Genomic DNA, 17,000 nt, shown 5'->3' on the forward strand with positions numbered 1-17,000 from the left:
GTACCATATCAAAACCCTTCATCAATGGGTGGTTCGCTGAAAATCCGCTGACGAACGGCCTCGTACAGCACAACGCCTGTAGCCACCGACACATTCAGCGATTCGACCTGGCCCACCAGCGGAATGCGGGCGTGGTGATCGGCCAGACGCAGTAGCTCCTCCGAAATACCGTCGTCTTCCGAGCCCATAATGATAGCGGTTGGTCCCGACATATCGACGTCGTAGAGATAATGGTCGGTTTTCTCGGTACAGGCCACCACTTTCACGCCCGAATCTTTCAGGTATTTGATCGTTTCCTCCAGGTGCACCTCCCGGCAAACCGGTAAATGGCTCAGGGCACCCGACGACGTTTTCATGGCGTCGGCATTGATCAGGGCCGCTCCCCGCGCCGGAATAACGATACCCTGCGCACCAGCACATTCGGCCGTCCGGGCAATGGCCCCGAAATTACGCACGTCGGTGATCCGGTCGAGGATGAGTAGGAGCGGTACCTGCCCCTGTTCGTAAACTCCCGTAATGACATTCGAGAGCTTGGCGTAATGGATTGCCGAAACGAAACAGATGGCACCCTGGTGGTTCTTGCGCGTAATTCGGTCCAGCTTTTCGGCCGGAACCCGCTGAATGGTGACGCGACGTTCGAACGCCAGTTGCTGAATTTCGGGGAAGCTGCCTTCCTTGACCAGATAAAGGCGGTCAATGTCTTTGCCCGACCGCAGAATTTCGGTAACGGATTGAATACCAAACACCATCTCCTCGCTGGAGTATTGCTTGGGTTTGTTCTGATGATACGGATTTACTCGCGAATTGCGCCGGTTCTCCATGCTTCGACTACGGGATACCAGATGGGTTGATATTCGACATATCGCACCAGTTCATAGTGATCCTCGACAAATTGATTCGGTTTTCGATTAAATGTAAAATTAATTTCCGACACATTGGCCCGTTGGTTATATACCCAAACCTCGCGGTCGCGGCTGCGCTGAACGCGGTCGGGTGGGCCCAGCACAATGTAAATCATGCCTTTGTCGGTTTTCCACCCTTCTTTGTAGGTGGTAAAAAGTCGGTTGGCTTCTTCCACCCGACCGTAATAGGCTTTAATGGCCCCCCGGGCCAGGCTCTGATCCCCGCCCATCATCGTCAGCCAGTACCGATCCAAGGCTTTTTTGGAGTCGGAAGCGGAATTAAGGCCGTTGATTTCCGTGTTGGTACTGACGTATAAAACCGGTTTGACCAGTTTTTCAGGACGAGTCAGCTTCGGGAATCGGTTGTCAGCTACCACCAGGCCGATGCCGTAAGCGTCGGCGGTGTCTTCCAGAAAATAATACAATCCTTCTTCCGGCAGTGAAAAGGGCTGATTGGTCGTTACCTGCAGGGTTGTGTCGATGTCCAGCGTTTTGGCGGCCGGTCGGGGTGTGGTATTCATCGGCGATTGCGCCGGGTCGAAATCGTGCCGATAGCGATACAGCAGCAACGGTTTGGAAACGGCCCCGGCCACATCCCGGATCACCACCGTATCACCAGCGTTGACATAATGGTGTTGCAGCGGAAGGGTGGTTTTGGGATCGTAGAGGGCAAATCGATCCCCCAGCTTGACGGTTTTAAACCGGATGGGCAGGTCGTTCAGCACTTTTCGACCGGTGCTGATTTCGGTGATTTCGTTCAGCATCACCCCGTTAGGGGCATTGGCCGGTTTTTTTACGTCGAAGAAAACCGTCAGCACATCGCCGGATTCGGGCGAATTTTCCCGGATTACGGATTCGGAGGAGAGAGGAATATTGCCATAGCCCAATCGTTCGCGGCTGTTGTAATCCGGATAAATAACATAATTGTACATAAACTGAGAGGTGAAATCCTCCACAGTGGCATATTCTGCGCCTTTGCGAACCATAAGGGTCATGTACACCCGGATCGTCGACGAATCTTTACCGATAAAACGACCCTTCGTCGACACCACGCGCCAGCTGTTCTGAGCGGGCTGCGGGGCGGTTTGGGCGGGCTCCGAAGCCGCCGGGCGATTGGTAGCCCGTTCTGTAGGACGTTCGGATAGCCGCTCGGTAGCGCGTTCGGCTGGTCGATCATTTCGTTCGATCCGGTTCGTTGCGGTTTCCGTATTTTTGCTGCGTTTACCGGAAGCACAAGCCCCGCATAAAGCTGTACAGAGTAGGATAATGGCTAATCTCATACTGATTTTAGGGTATTCTTCCATACAACGAACAAAACCATCAATCCCGTCAACCTCAGGGCCTTATTTCTTTGCAATGTAAAAGAAATCCAGGCTTCCGGCGGGGGTGTTGGTCAACTGATAGTCGGTATGCCGGATGTCGGCCGCCAGACTATCTGCTTCCAATAACTTATTTCGGTTCAATCGGTTCAGCAAATCGTAAGGGACTTGCAGCATCCAGCGGGGTAGGCGGTGTTGCAGATCGAATACGTCGTAGCGGGTGATCTTCTCGACGGATTTTTTATTCTGTTCGTAATATTCCATCACTTTCCTGTTGCCGTGAATGCCCTGCGTTTCAACCGTCGGGAAATACCGGCCCAGCAATTTTTTCAGTTCGTCCGCCGTATACTCCCGAACGTGCCACGGATTGCGGGTCAGCGAAAACATCCGGTTTACCGTGGTCAGCAGCAGCGTACCGCCGGGTTTCAACACGCGGTACGCTTCTTTTACGAACAAATCGTCATTTTCGATGTGTTCAATGACCTGAAACGTAACGATATAATCGAAGGTGTTGTCGGCCAGCCCGCTCAGGGGAGGAATGTTAGCCTGAATAAAAGTTGATTTGGGGTATTCCTGCCGAAGCGATTGAATCAGGGCATCGTTTTTGTCGATGCCGGTATAATGATTGGCTGCCTGCGTCAGCAATTCCAGCCCGCGCCCCCAGCCACATCCAATTTCCAGTACGTTGCCGCGAACGATCTGGGCCGCTTCGACGTACGGAAACAACAACCGCTGGTGAACGGGGTTGTCGGAAGCAATTTCGGCAGAGGTTATTTCTGTGGTTTTATACATAAGTCTTCAACTCGGATTCCGCGGATTAAAATGATTTACAGGATTTAAAAGCAAAGAATGCCCTAGTTGAAAGGGGTCATCACAACAATCCTGAAAAAACATCTCATCACGGCTCAAAGGTACGGCATTTGCCAGAGCTTTAAAATTCTTTCGGCAGATAGCTACGCCTTGTCGGCTTTGTTGGCCTGTTTGATGGCCTTCCCGATTTCATCCCATTCCTCCGGACGTACCTTTTCCAGGTAATTGAACTCTCCGGCGGCCAGCACTTCTCCACCGTCGAGGGTGATGCATTCGCCGGTCATGTAAGCGGAATAATCCGATAGCAGGTAAGCCGCCAGGTTGGCCAGTTCCTGGTGATCACCCACGCGCCTGAGCGGAATACGGCTGGTAGGGTCCATCATTTTCACGAGCGGTTCCGGGAAAAGTCGGTCCCAGGCTCCTTTGGTCGGAAATGGGCCGGGGGCGATGGCGTTCAGGCGGATGCCGTATTTGGCCCATTCAGCAGCTAATGATTTCACCAGAATGAGCGCTCCACCTTTGGCCACCGCCGACGGAACAACGTAGCCCGAACCCGTGGTGGCATACGTCGTGGAAATGTTTAAAACCGTACCTGGAATCTGGTTTTCAATCCAGTATTTGCCAACGGCCAGCGTGAAGTAGTAGGTGCCACGCAGCACAATATCCACCACCACATCAAAAGCTTTGTACGATAACCGTTCGGTTGGACTGATGAAGTTGCCCGCCGAGTTGTTCAGCAAACCGTCGATTCGTCCAAACCGCTCGACGGTTTGCGCGATGACGTTCTCAATCTCCTGCGGATTTCGGACATCGCAGGCAACTGGCAAAATCTGACCACCGGTTTCGTCCATCAGTTCGGCGGCTGTGGCTTCCAGTACGGGCAGTCGCCGGCTACAGATGACCACGTTGGCCCCCAGTTGCAGAAGATACCGGGCCATCGATTTTCCGAGTCCCGTTCCGCCCCCGGTTACAATAATTGTTTTATCTTTCAAGGCATCCTCCCGGAGCATTCCTTCGGCTTTCATCATCCGTTTTGTAGTCTAAGGTTGATCATCTACTGGGTCCTGGCGTACAAGTCTATTAATCAAAAACTATACACCAAAACCTAAACTAGCTGTATTTTCGCGTAAACAAAAACCGTATGCACCCCGAAACACTTGCTATATACCAAAACCGGGCGGCTGACGCCAACGCCGGGGCCGTTGTGCCACCCATTTCGCTCAGTACAACATTCGAACGGGATGCCGATGGCTCATTTCCGCATGGCCACGTTTACGCCCGTACCAGTAACCCCAACCGCGATGCGCTCGAATCCGCCCTGGCGCAGCTAGAAGGCGGTTTTGCCGGGCTGGCGTTTAGTTCCGGGCAAGCTGCTACCATGACGTTGCTGCTGGGCCTCAGCCCCGGTGATCACGTCGTGATTGGCGATGATGCCTACCACGGAACCCCGGCTTTGCTCGAAGAACTTTTTCATCCGTGGGGTTTAACCTACACCCGCGCTGACTTTACAAATCTGGACGACATTCGGGCATCAATTCACGAAAATACGCGGCTGGTCTGGATCGAAACCCCGTCTAATCCGCTGCTGAAAATTGCCGATATTCGGGCCATTGCCGACCTGGCGCACGAAGCCGGGGCGTGGTGCGCCTGTGACAACACCTGGGCTACGCCTATTCTGCAACGGCCGCTCGAGTTGGGCTGTGATGTAGTCATGCACTCGACGACCAAGTACATCGGCGGTCACAGTGATGTGCTGAGTGGAGCCCTGATTTTTAAAGAAAACGACGCGTTGTACCAGCGCGTTCGGCGGATCCAAGTACTGGGCGGTGCCGTGGCTTCACCCTTCGATTGCTGGATGTTGTTGCGGGGCATCAAAACGCTTACTACCCGCATTCGAGCCCAATCGGAAACGGCTTTGCAACTGGCCGAATTTCTTAGTCGGCATCCGGCTGTTGAAGCGGTGCATTATCCAGGACTGGAAACCCATCCGGGCTATGCCATTGCGCAGCAACAGATGAGTCTATTTGGGGCCATGCTTTCCGTGCAGATTCTGGACGGCGCCGAAGCCGCGATGGCGGTAGCCGGGCACTTACGGCTCTTCACCCGGGCTACGAGCCTCGGCGGAGTGGAAAGCCTGATCGAACACCGGGCCTCCGTGGAAGGCTCGAACACAACAACCCCGCAGAATTTACTGCGCATTTCGGTGGGCCTCGAACATGCCGACGACCTGATTGCGGATCTGGAACAAGCGTTGTTACACGCCAAGCCGCTTTAAACCGTAACCAGACGGTTTTTTAATTGGGTGATTTGCTCACTCAACGTCCAGAGTTCGGTAGCATAATACCGGCTTTGGGCGGCTGCGCTGGGGGTTTTGGGTCGGCATTTGGCAAAGTACAAACCCGTTACTTTTTCCAGCTCCGGCGCTGAAGCCAGGTAAATACTGGTTTCGGCGCCCTTTTCCGGACTGATGAAAAAAGGGCGCATCAAGTTGAAAACCAGTCCCTGGAAACTGCTGGATGTGGTCCCGAAGTTGGTTTTGACGGCTCCCGGATGCAGGCTGTTCGAGGTAATGCCATCGTCGGCCAGGCGGTCGGCCAGCTCCCGGGCAAACAGAATATTGCACAGTTTCGAAGCCCCATAGGCCTTCATGCCGTTGTATTTGCGCGGTTTGGCTAGTTCTTCCAGAATAAAACCCCGATCCCAGCGGTGGGCTTCGGAAGAAACCGTTATCACGCGGGAATACGTTCCTTTCCGCAGCAGGGGCAGCAACAGGTTGGTTAGTAGGAAGGGGCCGAGGTGATTGGTGGCAAACGTCAGTTCAATACCTTCGGGCGAAAATTCTTCTTTTTCGATGTACAAACCGGCATTGTTGAGCAGAACGTCAAGCCGATCGTACCGGTCGGATACCTCGCGGGCCGCCTGGAGTACGGAGGACTGGCTGGCCATATCGCACCAGATTAAGTCGACGTGTCCGGTTTTGCTGACCTTTTTTATTTCCTGACGAACAGGTCGGGCCTTGTCCAGGCTCCGGCACAGCATAATTATATCGAAGCCTTTTTTGGCGAGCTCCAGGGCCGTTATTCTTCCAATGCCAGAATTGGCACCGGTAATCAGACAGGTTCGGGATTGCATGATCCTTTCAGGTTGTTTTTTGGTTGACGACAACAAAAAAGTAACCCGTTGGAGCGGGAGAAGTTTTGGTTAATGATGAATTAGGAACGATGAACGATGGGTTAATTCATTCGTCGTTCATCACCCTTTAATCCATCGTTCATCATTTTATCGCTTCCTGCTCACGTTTGAACAAACCAACCAGCGTATCAACCACGTAGTCAACTTCGTCGGGGGTGTTGTATTTGCTGAAGGAGAAGCGGATTGCCCCACGCTCGGGATCATTGTCGGGGAGGGCGGATAGCACGTGGGAGCCAAGGTTAGAACCGCTGGTGCAGGCACTACCACCCGATGCTGAAATACCCGCAATATCGAGGTTGAACAGCAGCATGTCGCTCATGTCGGAAGCAGGCAGGCTAACGTTCAAAACCGTGTAAAGGCTTTCCGAAAGGTTATCCGAGAGGCCGTTAAATGAAACTCCTTCCAGCTTTTCGCGCAGCTGATCAATCATCCGGCCTTTCAGATTTTCGATGTATTGACGGTGCGTATCCATCTCTGCATAAGCGATTTCCAGCGCTTTTGCCAACCCCACAATACCATAGACATTTTCGGTGCCGCCCCGCATATTGCGCTCCTGCGAACCGCCGTGTACAAACGGATGAATGGCCCCGCGCCCGGCGCGGGTATTGCTGTTGGTATACAGGAAGCCGACACCTTTAGGGCCGTGGAATTTATGGGCTGCCCCAACAATAAAGTCAACCGGTAACTGCTGTAGATCGTGACGGAAATGCCCCATCGTCTGCACCGTATCGGCGTGAAAAATTGCCTGATACTCCCGGCACAGGTTGCCGACGGTGGTCAGGTCGAGGAGGTTGCCAATCTCGTTATTACCGTGCATCAATGACACCAGCGTGTTGGGCTGGGTACGTAGTAATTCTTCGAAATGCGCCAGATTGATGCGCCCTTTTTCGTCTACCTCCAACAGGCTCAGCTTGATTTTGCCCTGTTTGGCCAGATGCTCCAGTGTGTGCAGAACGGCGTGGTGTTCCAGCGGAGACGTGATGGCGTGCGTTAAACCGTACGTTTCGATCGAACTCCGGATGGCGGTATTGTCGGCTTCGGTACCGCCGGAGGTAAAGAAGATTTCGGCCGGTGACGTATTGAGCAGGGTAGCAACGGTTTTTCGGGCCCGTTCAATGGCCGTTCGTACTTTTCGGCCGTGGGAGTGGATGGACGAAGGATTGCCAAAATCCTCGGTCATCAACGGGAGCATGGCTTCCAATACCTGCGGATCAAGTCGGGTAGTGGCTGCATTGTCAAAGTAAGCGCGCATGTGATGTTGTGTAATACAGCGCAAAGGTACAAAATAACGTAAACTCCGGAGCGTCTGGGCGGGCCTGAAAATAAGTCGCTCCGGAATTTACGTTAAGAAAGCTATCCGCAGCCGGTTGGCTATCGTTTCGTGGAAATCACTTCTTTGATGTCTGAAATGATTTTGTTCGCCAGGTAATCGGCGGTCGAGAGGGTGTCAGATTCGGAATAAATCCGGATGATGGGTTCGGTGTTTGATTTCCGCAAATGAACCCATTCTCTATCAAATTCAATTTTGACGCCGTCGATGGTGTTGATGGGGTTTTTCGCGTACTTCGTCTTGATCTGTTCCAGCACGGCATCCACGTCAATATCGGGGGTCAGTTCAATCTTATTTTTGGAAATGTAATAGTTGGGATAAATCCGGCGCAGCATGGACGCTGATTTACCAAATTTCGCCAGATGGGTCAAAAACAGGGCAATGCCAACGAGTGCGTCACGACCCAGGTGCAGATCGGGGTAAATGATCCCACCGTTGCCTTCGCCCCCGATGGCCGCGCCAACGGTTTTCATCATTTCGACCACATTGACTTCGCCAACCGCTGAGGCCGAATGTTTGCCGCCGTATTTCTGCGTCACATCGCGCAGGGCCACCGTCGACGACAGGTTGGAAACCGTATTGCCCGGCCCTTGTTCCGGGTTCCGGTTTTTCAGAATGTAGTCGGCCACAGCCACCAGCGTATATTCTTCCCCAAACGGCGAACCATCTTCGCAGATCAGCGCCAGCCGGTCTACATCCGGGTCGACAACAATGCCGAGATCGTACTCGTTCTTTTCAATCTCGTGGATGATGTCGCGCAGGTTTTCGGGCAGCGGTTCGGGATTGTGGGCGAAATTGCCGGTGGGTTCGCAGTGCAGCCGATGCACGGTTTCAACACCGAGCGCTTCGAGCAGCATCGGAACTGCAATGCCACCGGTGGAGTTGACGGCATCGACAACAATTTTGAAATTCCGGGCGGCAACGGCTTCCCGGTCGACCAGCGGCAGGGCCAGAATGGCATCAATGTGCTTCTGAAGCCAGGTATCGTCGGTCCGGTAGCTGCCCAACTTCCGAACGTCGGCAAAGTCGATGGCTTCCGATTCAGCAATGGCCAGAACCTCCGAGCCGTCTTTTTCGGAAATAAACTCACCCTTTTCGTTCAGGAGTTTGAGGGCATTCCATTGAATCGGGTTGTGGCTGGCTGTCAGGATAATACCGCCCGCAGCTTTCTCACCCGTTACGGCAATCTCGACCGTTGGTGTAGTCGATAAACCCAGATCAATAACGTTCAGACCCAGTCCCTGAAGTGTAGCTGTCACTAATTTCGAGATCATTTCGCCCGATAAGCGGCCGTCGCGCCCAATGACTACCGTGCGGTTGTCAGGGTGTTGCTGCCGTAACCATTGCCCATAGGCAGCTGCAAACTTCACTACATCCAAAGGCGTGAGGCCATCGCCACTGCGCCCACCAATTGTTCCGCGTATGCCGGAGATCGACTTGATTAATGCCACGTTTAGATAGAGATAGGGTTAAGGAGTAAGGAGATTCGTCGGGAAGAGCCCAGCTCCTTAACGCTGGATAGGAAACAAATATAGCTTCTTTTTTCTATTCTGACCCGGTTATTGACACCTTGGCCGTCATTGTTGAGCGAGCGGTCCCTTCGAAAATTCCGGTTAGGGGAGCCAGCCGGTCGTGAAAGAAAGACGCGGCCAGGGAAACGTGGTGGCTGATGACAACCGAGCCGCCTGTCGGATCAAAACCGCGCCATCCCGACCCAGGCAGATAAACTTCCGCCCAGGCGTGGAGTTCATGATCCTGTTGCGGATTGCCGTACAGATACCCGCTAACAAACCGGGCGGCCAGGCCGAGACTTCGGCAGGCGGCAATGTAGAGCACGGCGTAGTCGCGGCAGGTTCCTTTACGGTATATTAAGGTCTCCTCGGCGGAGGCAGCGGGTCCCAGTTCGCGTTTTTCGTAAAAAAACGTGCTGCTAATGGTTCGACAGAGCAGGGATAAAAAGTCTACGGTATTCCATTTGGCTTCCGACGCAAGCTGACGGGCGTATTGCTCAATCAGGGTTGTGACGGCAGATCGTTCCAGATACGGCTCTAATAATTTGCGGTCAGCATCCGAGTAGTTGAACGGTATGCGGTTGGTTTCAAAGGGAAACAACACAAAATCGTAGCCGTTATACGGAGCCGATTCGACCTCCATATCAGCCTTGATCGTGAGCGATTCGGCGAGTCCCTTGAAATAAACAATCTGTTGAACATTGCCCTCAATATCAACATTCATGATCCGTTGATCGGGCAACGGATCAATGTGGAGCTGATAACCGGTTAACCGTTGATGGGGGTAAATTCTGGGGTACAAATACAGCGTATGCGGTTTGAGAATTACCGCGGAGGAATAATCATACCGAAGTTCGTGCCTGACCCGAAGTTTCATGGAGTAAGGAAAGTTTAACCCAATTAGCCGTCCGAATTAAATGATTTTGTCGAATATGGGGTCCATCCAGGCATTCGGGAGTTTGCGAACGGAATTGTTCAGCAGCACACTCCATTGATTGGAAATGGCTTCCACATCTTCTTTCTGAAACCGGTGCTCGACCAGGTGAAAGCTGTCTTTGGAATAAACGGCCACATCGAGCGGATAGTCCACATCGTTGGCGCTGACCCGAGTAGCATCGAATGCCAGAAAACCCATTTTCAGGGCTTCTTGGAGGGACGATTCGTAGGTCAGATTGCGGTAGAGCAACGGTTTGCCGTAGCCCGAATTGCCGATGATCTTGAACGGTGATCCGCGGTCGACCTCCACCCAGTTGCCTTCGGGGTACAGCATATACAGCTTGTGCTCTTCGTCGTCTTCCAGCTGGCCGCCCACAATCGCATTCAGGTTAAAATGGAGCGCAGAAGCCTCCAGAGCGGCTTTGTCTTCCTGAGCAACCCGTCGGACCTGCTCACCGAACGCATTGACGGCTTTGTATAGTTTGTTGAACGAACGGTCTTTTTCGCCGATCACTTCTTTGAAATACGTGATGGCTTTATCGCGTACAGAACGCAGACCGGAGGTCATGATGAACAGCGAATGATTTTCCAGTTCGTGGACCGAAATCTTGCGATTGCTCGAAACTTCGGAGCCGGAAGTAAGTCGGGTGTCGGCAATGGCAACGAGGCCGGAGGCTACTTTGATACCTAAACAATACGTCATTGAATCAGTAAACTACAAGCTATGGCGAGTGACAAATATACAGGTTTCCGAAATTTGACTTCCGTTTTAAACCAGTTTTTGCAAAAACAACTCGCTGAGAAGAAAGCGGGCGGTAGAACGAAGTGATTGAATCGGAATTTGTGTACATCCTAAAAAAGATGTGTTATTTGCGCTGACAACGGCTTTCCGGGTATTTAACACGCATTGCCGACCTCTATTATTTCAATATGAATTTATATGAAAAAAGAATCAGTTGTTGAGGCTCCAAAATACCGTTTCTGGAAACAACAAGCCGAAACGAACGGTCTGATTATTCATAAAGTCGATGAATATTACGTTCGCCGGCGACACAATGGCGAGGTGCTTTTTGCCATGTTGGAAGTCGATGCCGACACGCCGGAGGGCGACAAGATACCACCTGCGCTCTTTTTAAAAGGGCACGCGGTTTCGGTTCTGGTTTGCCTTATTGATCAGGAAACGGGTGAAAAATACGTGGTTCTGGTGCGGCAACGGCGAATTTGCGACGGTTCGCACACGTATGAGCATCCGGCCGGGATGGTCGATGCTTCCGACGATCCGGCGGAGGTGGCGGCCCGTGAAGTAGGCGAGGAGATCGGGCTGACAGTGACGCCGGAAGAACTGACCAAATTGATGAACCGGCTTTGTTTTCCGAGCACCGGCACGAGCGATGAGGCCATGCACTACTATTTTGTGGAGCGTAAAATGCCGCGGGCCGAGATACTGGCGTTTCACCACAAGGACATGGGGGTAGCCTCGGAATTCGAACGCATCACCACCGTTGTTACCACGCTGCCCGAAGCGCACAAACTGATTACGAACATCAACGGCTTGCTGCTGCATTTTTTATACCTGCAAGCGGTAGGCGATTATGACACCATGAAGTTGCTGTAAGTGAGGGTAAAAGCCGTGAACTTGCCCCAGGGACCAGAAAAAAGCGGAACGAAAAAAGAAAAAGAAAAAAAACAGTTTGTGAAAACGAGGGAATAATCCCTATATTTGCAACCCGAAACGGGGCACAGTCCTCGGCAATGGACCCGTAGTTCAATGGATAGAATTTCAGATTCCGGTTCTGAAGATAGGGGTTCGAATCCCTTCGGGTTCACGAAAAGCCTTCTACAGTAATGTGGAGGGCTTTTTACTTTTGAAAGTCTAGCCTGATCCCAAATTCTTCTGCATATCTTCAACAATACGCACGTTTCAGCACTGGAAATCTTGCGCTAAATCACGGGTATAGCCTTGATCCGTGATCGATTCAAGCTCGTTTTACGTTCATCGCGCTTTCATCAAAATCGTCGATTCTGCCTTTATAATAAAGTTGCGTAGTTAAATGACTACGCTTATATTTGTAGTCAAATAGCTACATAATGAATCTGAGAAGAGACGTATTCCAAGCCATTGCCGACCCGACCAGAAGAGCCATCCTGATGCTGGTTGCTACACAATCCATGACGGCCGGGGGCATTGCATCCAACTTTGACACGGCCAGACCCACGGTTTCAAAACATCTGCAAATACTCACTGAGTGCGAATTGCTGAAACAGGAGCAACAGGGCCGGGAAATTTACTATCATCTCAATCCGCATAAGATGAAGGAAATAGCTGACTTCATCGAGCCATTCCGCCAAATGTGGGAGGAACGGTTTACGAAACTGGAAAGCGTCATGAAACAATACCAATCCAAAAAATAGACTGCATGGAACGAAAAACAGAAATCAAGGCCGAGGACGGCAAACAGGATTTAGTGATCACGAGGCAATTTGATCTGCCCCTGGATCTATTGTTCAAAGCGTATGTGGAGCCCGACCTTGTGGCCCAATGGATGGGAACAAAGGTGCTGAAACTGGAATGTAAAAGACACGGCAGCTGGCAATTCGAAACCACCGATGCTGCGGGGAATGTGGTTTTTCAGTCCAATGGAGTCATCCACGAGTTTATACCCAACCTGAAAATTACCCGCACGTTTGAGATGGAGAACACGCCCTTTCCGGTTCAGCTGGAGTTTCTGGAGTTTGAAGCACTACCGGATGACACCAGCAAACTCACCATGCACATCGTCTACAAATCGGTTGCTCACCGGGATCAAATGCTGAAGTTACCCTTTGCTTATGGCTTAAACAGGGCCCATAACCGATTGCAGGAGGTGGTAGAAAAATTCAAATAAGACGTTCGTGATGACAAAGAGGAATACAATCGTCTACTGGGTTGCTACGGCCTGGCTTTCCCTGGGAATGCTGTCCACGGGAATGGTGCAATTGCTCAATATAAAGGAAGAAGTTGATTTGATGACCAGGCTGGGCTATCCGGCCTATATGCTAACCCTATTGGGCGTTTGGAAGCTGTTGGGCGTTGTTGCTTTGCTAATTCCTAAATTCCCTTTACTGAAAGAATGGACGTATGCCGGTTTTTTCTTTGCCATGTCGGGGGCGGTATTTTCGCACCTGGTATCGGGTAATCCTGTAACGGAAATAGCGGGCTCGCTGTTACTTTTGATTTTGACGGTTATATCATGGTACTTCAGACCGGCGAGTCGAAAAGTGAGGACGGCTATTCAGTGAACGTTGTTTTCTGGGATCAGCAGTCCCAAAGCAACAGCAAGAATTTAATTCGTTTCCCGGTAAATCCGTAATCATCTAAAACCAAAAACGCCATGAATCACTCTAAAACCACGTTGTCGGCCCAACAACAGGAAGAACTCTTCAGCATTTTACGCGTCCGTTTTGCGAAAAATAAGAACCGCCATCCTGGGCTGGAATGGACCGACGTGCAGGCAAGAATCGAAGCGAATCCTGAAAAAGCGTGGTCGCTCAATGAAATGGAAATGACGGATGGAGAACCGGATGTAGTCGGGTTCGATAAAGAAACGGGCGAATACATAGTTTATGATTGTTCGGCCGAAAGCCCCAAAGGCCGCCGAAGTGTTTGTTACGATTACGAAGGGCAGGAGTCACGGAAAGAGCATAAACCGGAAAATAACGCCATCGATATGGCGGCTGAAATGGGCATTGAACTTTTAACGGAGGAACAATACCGGGCGTTGCAGCAACTGGGCCAGTTCGATTTAAAAACTTCGAGCTGGATTAAAACACCAGCAGCGATCAGAGAACTCGGTGGGGCACTTTTTGGCGATCGTCGCTACGATCACGTTTTTGTGTACCACAACGGCGCGCAATCGTACTACAGTGCCAGAGCATTTCGGGGCGTTTTGCGGGTTTAACCATCCTATTTTTGCGGCTCCCGAAACAAACTTTGCCCGTAAAATGGTTGTGTAAATAGAATCTACGCGATAACGCAAAACCAATAAAGTTATGTCATTACAATCACAGGAAGACCTGATTGGTATGCAGCAGATTAGCCAGATTGTCGGCTCAACCCTCCGGCTTATGCAGCAATACGCCCGGCCCGGTATGTCGACGCTGGAACTTGATCAGTACGGTCGAAAACTGCTGGAAGAGCAGGGAGCCCGGTCGGCACCCAAACTCACGTACGGTTTTCCGGGCTGGACCTGCATTAGCTTGAATGAGGAAGTTTGCCACGGTATTCCGTCGGCAAAACGATTGATGCTGGAAGGTGATCTGGTCAACATTGATGTGTCCGCCGAACTGAACGGTTATTGGTCAGATAATGGCGGTTCTTTCGTATTGGGCCAGGATATTCATCAGCGAGGGGCGCTGGTGGATGCCTCGAAGCGGATTCTGGCCAAAGCCATCAGTCGCATCAAAGCGGGGGTGCAGATTGCTGAAATCGGGCGTCTGATTGAAACGGAAACCAAGCAGGCTGGTTTCCGGGTGATAAAAAATCTGGCTGGGCACGGCGTTGGTCGCAGTTTGCACGAAGAGCCGCGGGAGATTTTGTGCTATTATGACCGGTCGATCAAAACCCGCTTTCGGAAGAACTCCGTGGTGGCCATCGAAACCTTTTTGTCGACCAATTCATCGTATGCGCACGAGAAAGAAGATGGCTGGACGCTGGCGGTGCGGAACAGCTTTGCGGTGCAACACGAGCATACTATTGTGGTCACGGATCAGCAGCCTATTATTCTGACGGCAGCCAATCAATTGTGGAATTAGAACCGTATTGGGCTTGCAAAGCCTGAAAAAGATTAGATCAATTCCTTAAAACCGGCGTAAGAGCCGGTTTTTTGCTGTTCGGGGAGGGGAAAAATCTTCAACGGTTTAAAAATACGGTTTTTAGCTATGCTGAAATTGACCCACCAGCCAACGTCTTTCTTATATGAGAAATCCGGTTTCGACCGGTTTGGATACCATCTGGAGCGTGTTGGATTTTCGATCCGTCTAGCCTGGTTCATGATTAACGAACATTTGAGTAGGTTTGGCAGTGCTGGGCGCATACGCACCAGGTTTTTGAAACCGGGCAAAAGTGAACGGTCGGGCCAGACACATCATGAAAAAGAAATGACAGTTGAGTGCCGGATTTGCGCAGTTCAGGTAGTTCCGTAGGAGCGAGTTGCGGTTTGATCCCCAATTTTGGCAATCGAATTGCCGGTGGCTTGACGGTTTAGGCATTCTGTTTAAAACCGCTGTCGTCGTTCGATGAAATTGGTTCAAGTAAACAACTTCGTTATGCTAATGCGTATGAAAAAAATCGGTTTGCTGCTGCTTGTTCTGGCCTCTTTCAGCAGCTGTAAAGATCAGGAGGCCAACCCATCCATCAGCGGTACATTCACCGGGCCAGCCACGGTAGAAGATAAAGTGGGCATTGCTTCCTATTCCAATGCGGAGGTAACCGTCGAACAAATCGGCTCAGCGGAGGTGCAGGTGAGCGGCCGCGGTTTTGAGACATTCGTTGTCGAGAATGTCAACCGGAATGGCAGCTCTTACTATTCGGCGGGCGATGGTACGAACGAATTTCGCTACTCGGGGAGTTCGACACCCAACACGTTGCTGATTGACTGGACGGCCGACGTAAAGGGTAAAGTACAAACCGTCCGGTTCGGCGGGAACAAGAAGAAATAAATCACCAGCGACCAGTTGTTTTGAGCTTCCCGAGAGGGAAGCTCTTTTTTTGTCGCAATTGATCCGGCACTTGCCGCAATTCAGGGAACACTTACCACAACTCGGTTCGCAACGGTTTTCAAAATCGCTCTTGCTGCTTTTATTTTTAAGCGATCAAATAACGGGGACAACCCGGATACCTTTACAAACAACAACTTAATGAACGCAATGAAACAAGTTCTGGTCATGATGGCTTTGCTGAGCACAGTGGCCTGCACGGAACCCGGTGTTGACGGGCCGCAAGAATCCGGTAAACCCGAAGAAGGAGTCGTTAAAGGTCGGGTCGTCGACGAGCAGGGCAAACCCGTTGCCAATGCCGTCATTGTTGCCAGCAGCACCGATTACGGCAGTAGAACCAGTACGGGCTATACCGACGCCAACGGGAATTACAGTTTTAGGGTGACAACCGGCATAGCCGCCGGATCCTATACCGCCAGCGGTTCCGTAACGGTCAAGTATCACAACCAGAATTACAGCCTGGCGCTGTATGAGGAAAATACCCGGGTGTTTTCCGCCTACGACGGGGCCGTCCGAAACTTTATATTCCGCCTGACGGGCAAACGAACCGTAGACGCGGACGTAAATGACCGCCCGTTGGGGGCAAAACTGGAAGTTCACCACAACGTTGACGCCATCGAAAAAGAGAACCTGGAAATAATTCTGGAGCCGGTTGGACCCCTGGTGGATGGTAGTACAGGGAAAAAACTGGTTGTAGGCTTGCCGGAAAACCGCTACTACGTTGATGATATTCCGGTTGGGCAGTACAAAATTAGCGCCCGCGATAAAACAACCGGAAAAGCGCTGGGCGTATCTGTCCATAATTCCTTCAAAAAGCACGAACCCTCGGTTACAGCCCTGTTCCAGGAAGAGAACGGAGCCACCACCTTTTACGATTTGGTCATTACGGTGGATACGCTCTAACACCTGACTTGATTTTTCTGCTTCCTCAACGACCCGGCTCGGCCGGGTTTTTTGTTATAGGGGAGTGAAACCAACGCACTCGTTGAGCTAATTAGAAATGTAAGCGGGTTTCTGAGCACCTTCTAACCATCTTCTAATTTTCTTTGCGTGAAGTTACCGTAACTTTGTAATTAATTGGGAAAATGATGCTCTGACCCATAGGGCAAGGTGCAAACGCTGACTGGAAAGTCTTCTTGAAGCTTTTAAGTCGGCGGATTGATCAGGATTTTTCCAGTTATCGGGGTTCTTGCGACAGGTAAATTCTGAACCGCAGGAATTTTTCGGTAACAGACTACCGTTCCCT

19 protein-coding genes and 1 tRNA gene are annotated in these 17,000 nt (G+C 51.3%); 10 read left to right on the forward strand and 10 right to left on the reverse strand.

What is annotated here, in order from left to right; genetic code table 11:
* Positions 1 to 8: 8 nt before the first annotated feature.
* The 4 genes from rlmB to ACYVH9_RS23220 all read right to left on the reverse strand — a co-directional run bounded on the left by rlmB (position 9) and on the right by ACYVH9_RS23220 (position 4,059).
* Positions 9 to 821, reverse strand: coding sequence for a 23S rRNA (guanosine(2251)-2'-O)-methyltransferase RlmB (gene rlmB / locus ACYVH9_RS23205; RefSeq protein WP_460638801.1), 813 nt, complete (start codon positions 819 to 821; stop codon positions 9 to 11).
* Positions 794 to 2,182: a GWxTD domain-containing protein gene (locus tag ACYVH9_RS23210; RefSeq protein ID WP_460638802.1), complete on the reverse strand. Its 1,389-nt coding sequence runs from the start codon at positions 2,180 to 2,182 to the stop codon at positions 794 to 796. Before ACYVH9_RS23210 ends, rlmB begins: the two co-directional genes overlap by 28 nt.
* A 63-nt stretch (positions 2,183 to 2,245) precedes the next feature.
* Entirely contained in the window at positions 2,246 to 3,013 is a 768-nt protein-coding gene (locus ACYVH9_RS23215; protein ID WP_460638803.1) for a class I SAM-dependent methyltransferase, read from the reverse strand.
* A gap of 161 nt (positions 3,014 to 3,174) precedes the next feature.
* Entirely contained in the window at positions 3,175 to 4,059 is an 885-nt protein-coding gene (locus ACYVH9_RS23220; protein ID WP_460638804.1) for an SDR family oxidoreductase, read from the reverse strand.
* 113 nt (positions 4,060 to 4,172) lie between these two features.
* Between ACYVH9_RS23220 and ACYVH9_RS23225 the strand changes: the two genes are divergently transcribed.
* Positions 4,173 to 5,306 (forward strand): trans-sulfuration enzyme family protein, encoded by a 1,134-nt coding sequence (locus tag ACYVH9_RS23225; protein WP_460638805.1) that lies wholly within the window; start codon positions 4,173 to 4,175, stop codon positions 5,304 to 5,306.
* On the opposite strand, the gene ACYVH9_RS23230 is transcribed toward ACYVH9_RS23225, so the two are convergent.
* The 5 genes from ACYVH9_RS23230 to ACYVH9_RS23250 all read right to left on the reverse strand — a co-directional run bounded on the left by ACYVH9_RS23230 (position 5,303) and on the right by ACYVH9_RS23250 (position 10,703).
* Positions 5,303 to 6,163, reverse strand: a complete 861-nt coding sequence (locus ACYVH9_RS23230; protein WP_460638806.1) for an SDR family oxidoreductase — start codon at positions 6,161 to 6,163, stop codon at positions 5,303 to 5,305. The two genes, ACYVH9_RS23225 and ACYVH9_RS23230, sit on opposite strands and share 4 nt — an antisense overlap.
* A gap of 142 nt (positions 6,164 to 6,305) precedes the next feature.
* Positions 6,306 to 7,475: a cysteine desulfurase family protein gene (locus ACYVH9_RS23235; RefSeq protein ID WP_460638807.1), complete on the reverse strand. Its 1,170-nt coding sequence runs from the start codon at positions 7,473 to 7,475 to the stop codon at positions 6,306 to 6,308.
* 119 nt (positions 7,476 to 7,594) lie between these two features.
* Positions 7,595 to 9,004, reverse strand: a complete 1,410-nt coding sequence (gene glmM, locus ACYVH9_RS23240) for a phosphoglucosamine mutase (RefSeq protein WP_460638808.1) — start codon at positions 9,002 to 9,004, stop codon at positions 7,595 to 7,597.
* A gap of 94 nt (positions 9,005 to 9,098) precedes the next feature.
* Positions 9,099 to 9,941, reverse strand: a complete 843-nt coding sequence (locus tag ACYVH9_RS23245) for a transglutaminase family protein (RefSeq protein WP_460638809.1) — start codon at positions 9,939 to 9,941, stop codon at positions 9,099 to 9,101.
* A gap of 36 nt (positions 9,942 to 9,977) precedes the next feature.
* Positions 9,978 to 10,703 (reverse strand): peptidase, encoded by a 726-nt coding sequence (locus ACYVH9_RS23250; protein WP_460638810.1) that lies wholly within the window; start codon positions 10,701 to 10,703, stop codon positions 9,978 to 9,980.
* 237 nt (positions 10,704 to 10,940) lie between these two features.
* On the opposite strand from ACYVH9_RS23250, the gene ACYVH9_RS23255 reads away from it, so the two are divergent.
* The 7 genes from ACYVH9_RS23255 (at position 10,941) to map (ending at position 14,791) form a co-directional block, all read left to right on the forward strand.
* Positions 10,941 to 11,615 (forward strand): NUDIX hydrolase, encoded by a 675-nt coding sequence (locus tag ACYVH9_RS23255; protein ID WP_460638811.1) that lies wholly within the window; start codon positions 10,941 to 10,943, stop codon positions 11,613 to 11,615.
* 139 nt (positions 11,616 to 11,754) lie between these two features.
* Positions 11,755 to 11,826: transfer RNA gene (locus tag ACYVH9_RS23260), tRNA-Arg, on the forward strand.
* A 262-nt stretch (positions 11,827 to 12,088) separates the two neighbouring features.
* Positions 12,089 to 12,412 carry an ArsR/SmtB family transcription factor gene (locus tag ACYVH9_RS23265; RefSeq protein ID WP_460638812.1) on the forward strand — a complete coding sequence of 108 codons (324 nt, stop codon included), beginning with the start codon at positions 12,089 to 12,091 and terminating at the stop codon, positions 12,410 to 12,412.
* Between the two features lie 5 nt (positions 12,413 to 12,417).
* Positions 12,418 to 12,885: an SRPBCC domain-containing protein gene (locus ACYVH9_RS23270; protein WP_460638813.1), complete on the forward strand. Its 468-nt coding sequence runs from the start codon at positions 12,418 to 12,420 to the stop codon at positions 12,883 to 12,885.
* Positions 12,886 to 12,895: 10 nt separating this feature from the next.
* On the forward strand, positions 12,896 to 13,279 hold the full coding sequence (locus tag ACYVH9_RS23275; RefSeq protein ID WP_460638814.1) for a DoxX family protein: 384 nt from the start codon (positions 12,896 to 12,898) through the stop codon (positions 13,277 to 13,279).
* Between the two features lie 92 nt (positions 13,280 to 13,371).
* Positions 13,372 to 13,938: a DUF4256 domain-containing protein gene (locus ACYVH9_RS23280; RefSeq protein WP_460638815.1), complete on the forward strand. Its 567-nt coding sequence runs from the start codon at positions 13,372 to 13,374 to the stop codon at positions 13,936 to 13,938.
* A gap of 91 nt (positions 13,939 to 14,029) precedes the next feature.
* The gene (gene map, locus ACYVH9_RS23285; RefSeq protein ID WP_460638816.1) at positions 14,030 to 14,791 is read left to right on the forward strand and encodes a type I methionyl aminopeptidase; all 762 of its coding nucleotides are present in this window, start codon (positions 14,030 to 14,032) and stop codon (positions 14,789 to 14,791) included.
* 32 nt (positions 14,792 to 14,823) lie between these two features.
* On the opposite strand, the gene ACYVH9_RS23290 is transcribed toward map, so the two are convergent.
* Entirely contained in the window at positions 14,824 to 15,030 is a 207-nt protein-coding gene (locus ACYVH9_RS23290; protein WP_460638817.1) for a hypothetical protein, read from the reverse strand.
* 286 nt (positions 15,031 to 15,316) lie between these two features.
* On the opposite strand from ACYVH9_RS23290, the gene ACYVH9_RS23295 reads away from it, so the two are divergent.
* Entirely contained in the window at positions 15,317 to 15,697 is a 381-nt protein-coding gene (locus ACYVH9_RS23295) for a hypothetical protein (protein WP_460638818.1), read from the forward strand.
* Between the two features lie 207 nt (positions 15,698 to 15,904).
* The gene (locus ACYVH9_RS23300) at positions 15,905 to 16,657 is read left to right on the forward strand and encodes a carboxypeptidase-like regulatory domain-containing protein (protein ID WP_460638819.1); all 753 of its coding nucleotides are present in this window, start codon (positions 15,905 to 15,907) and stop codon (positions 16,655 to 16,657) included.
* Positions 16,658 to 17,000 lie beyond the last annotated feature (343 nt).

The sequence above is a fragment of the Larkinella harenae genome, from assembly GCF_054780515.1.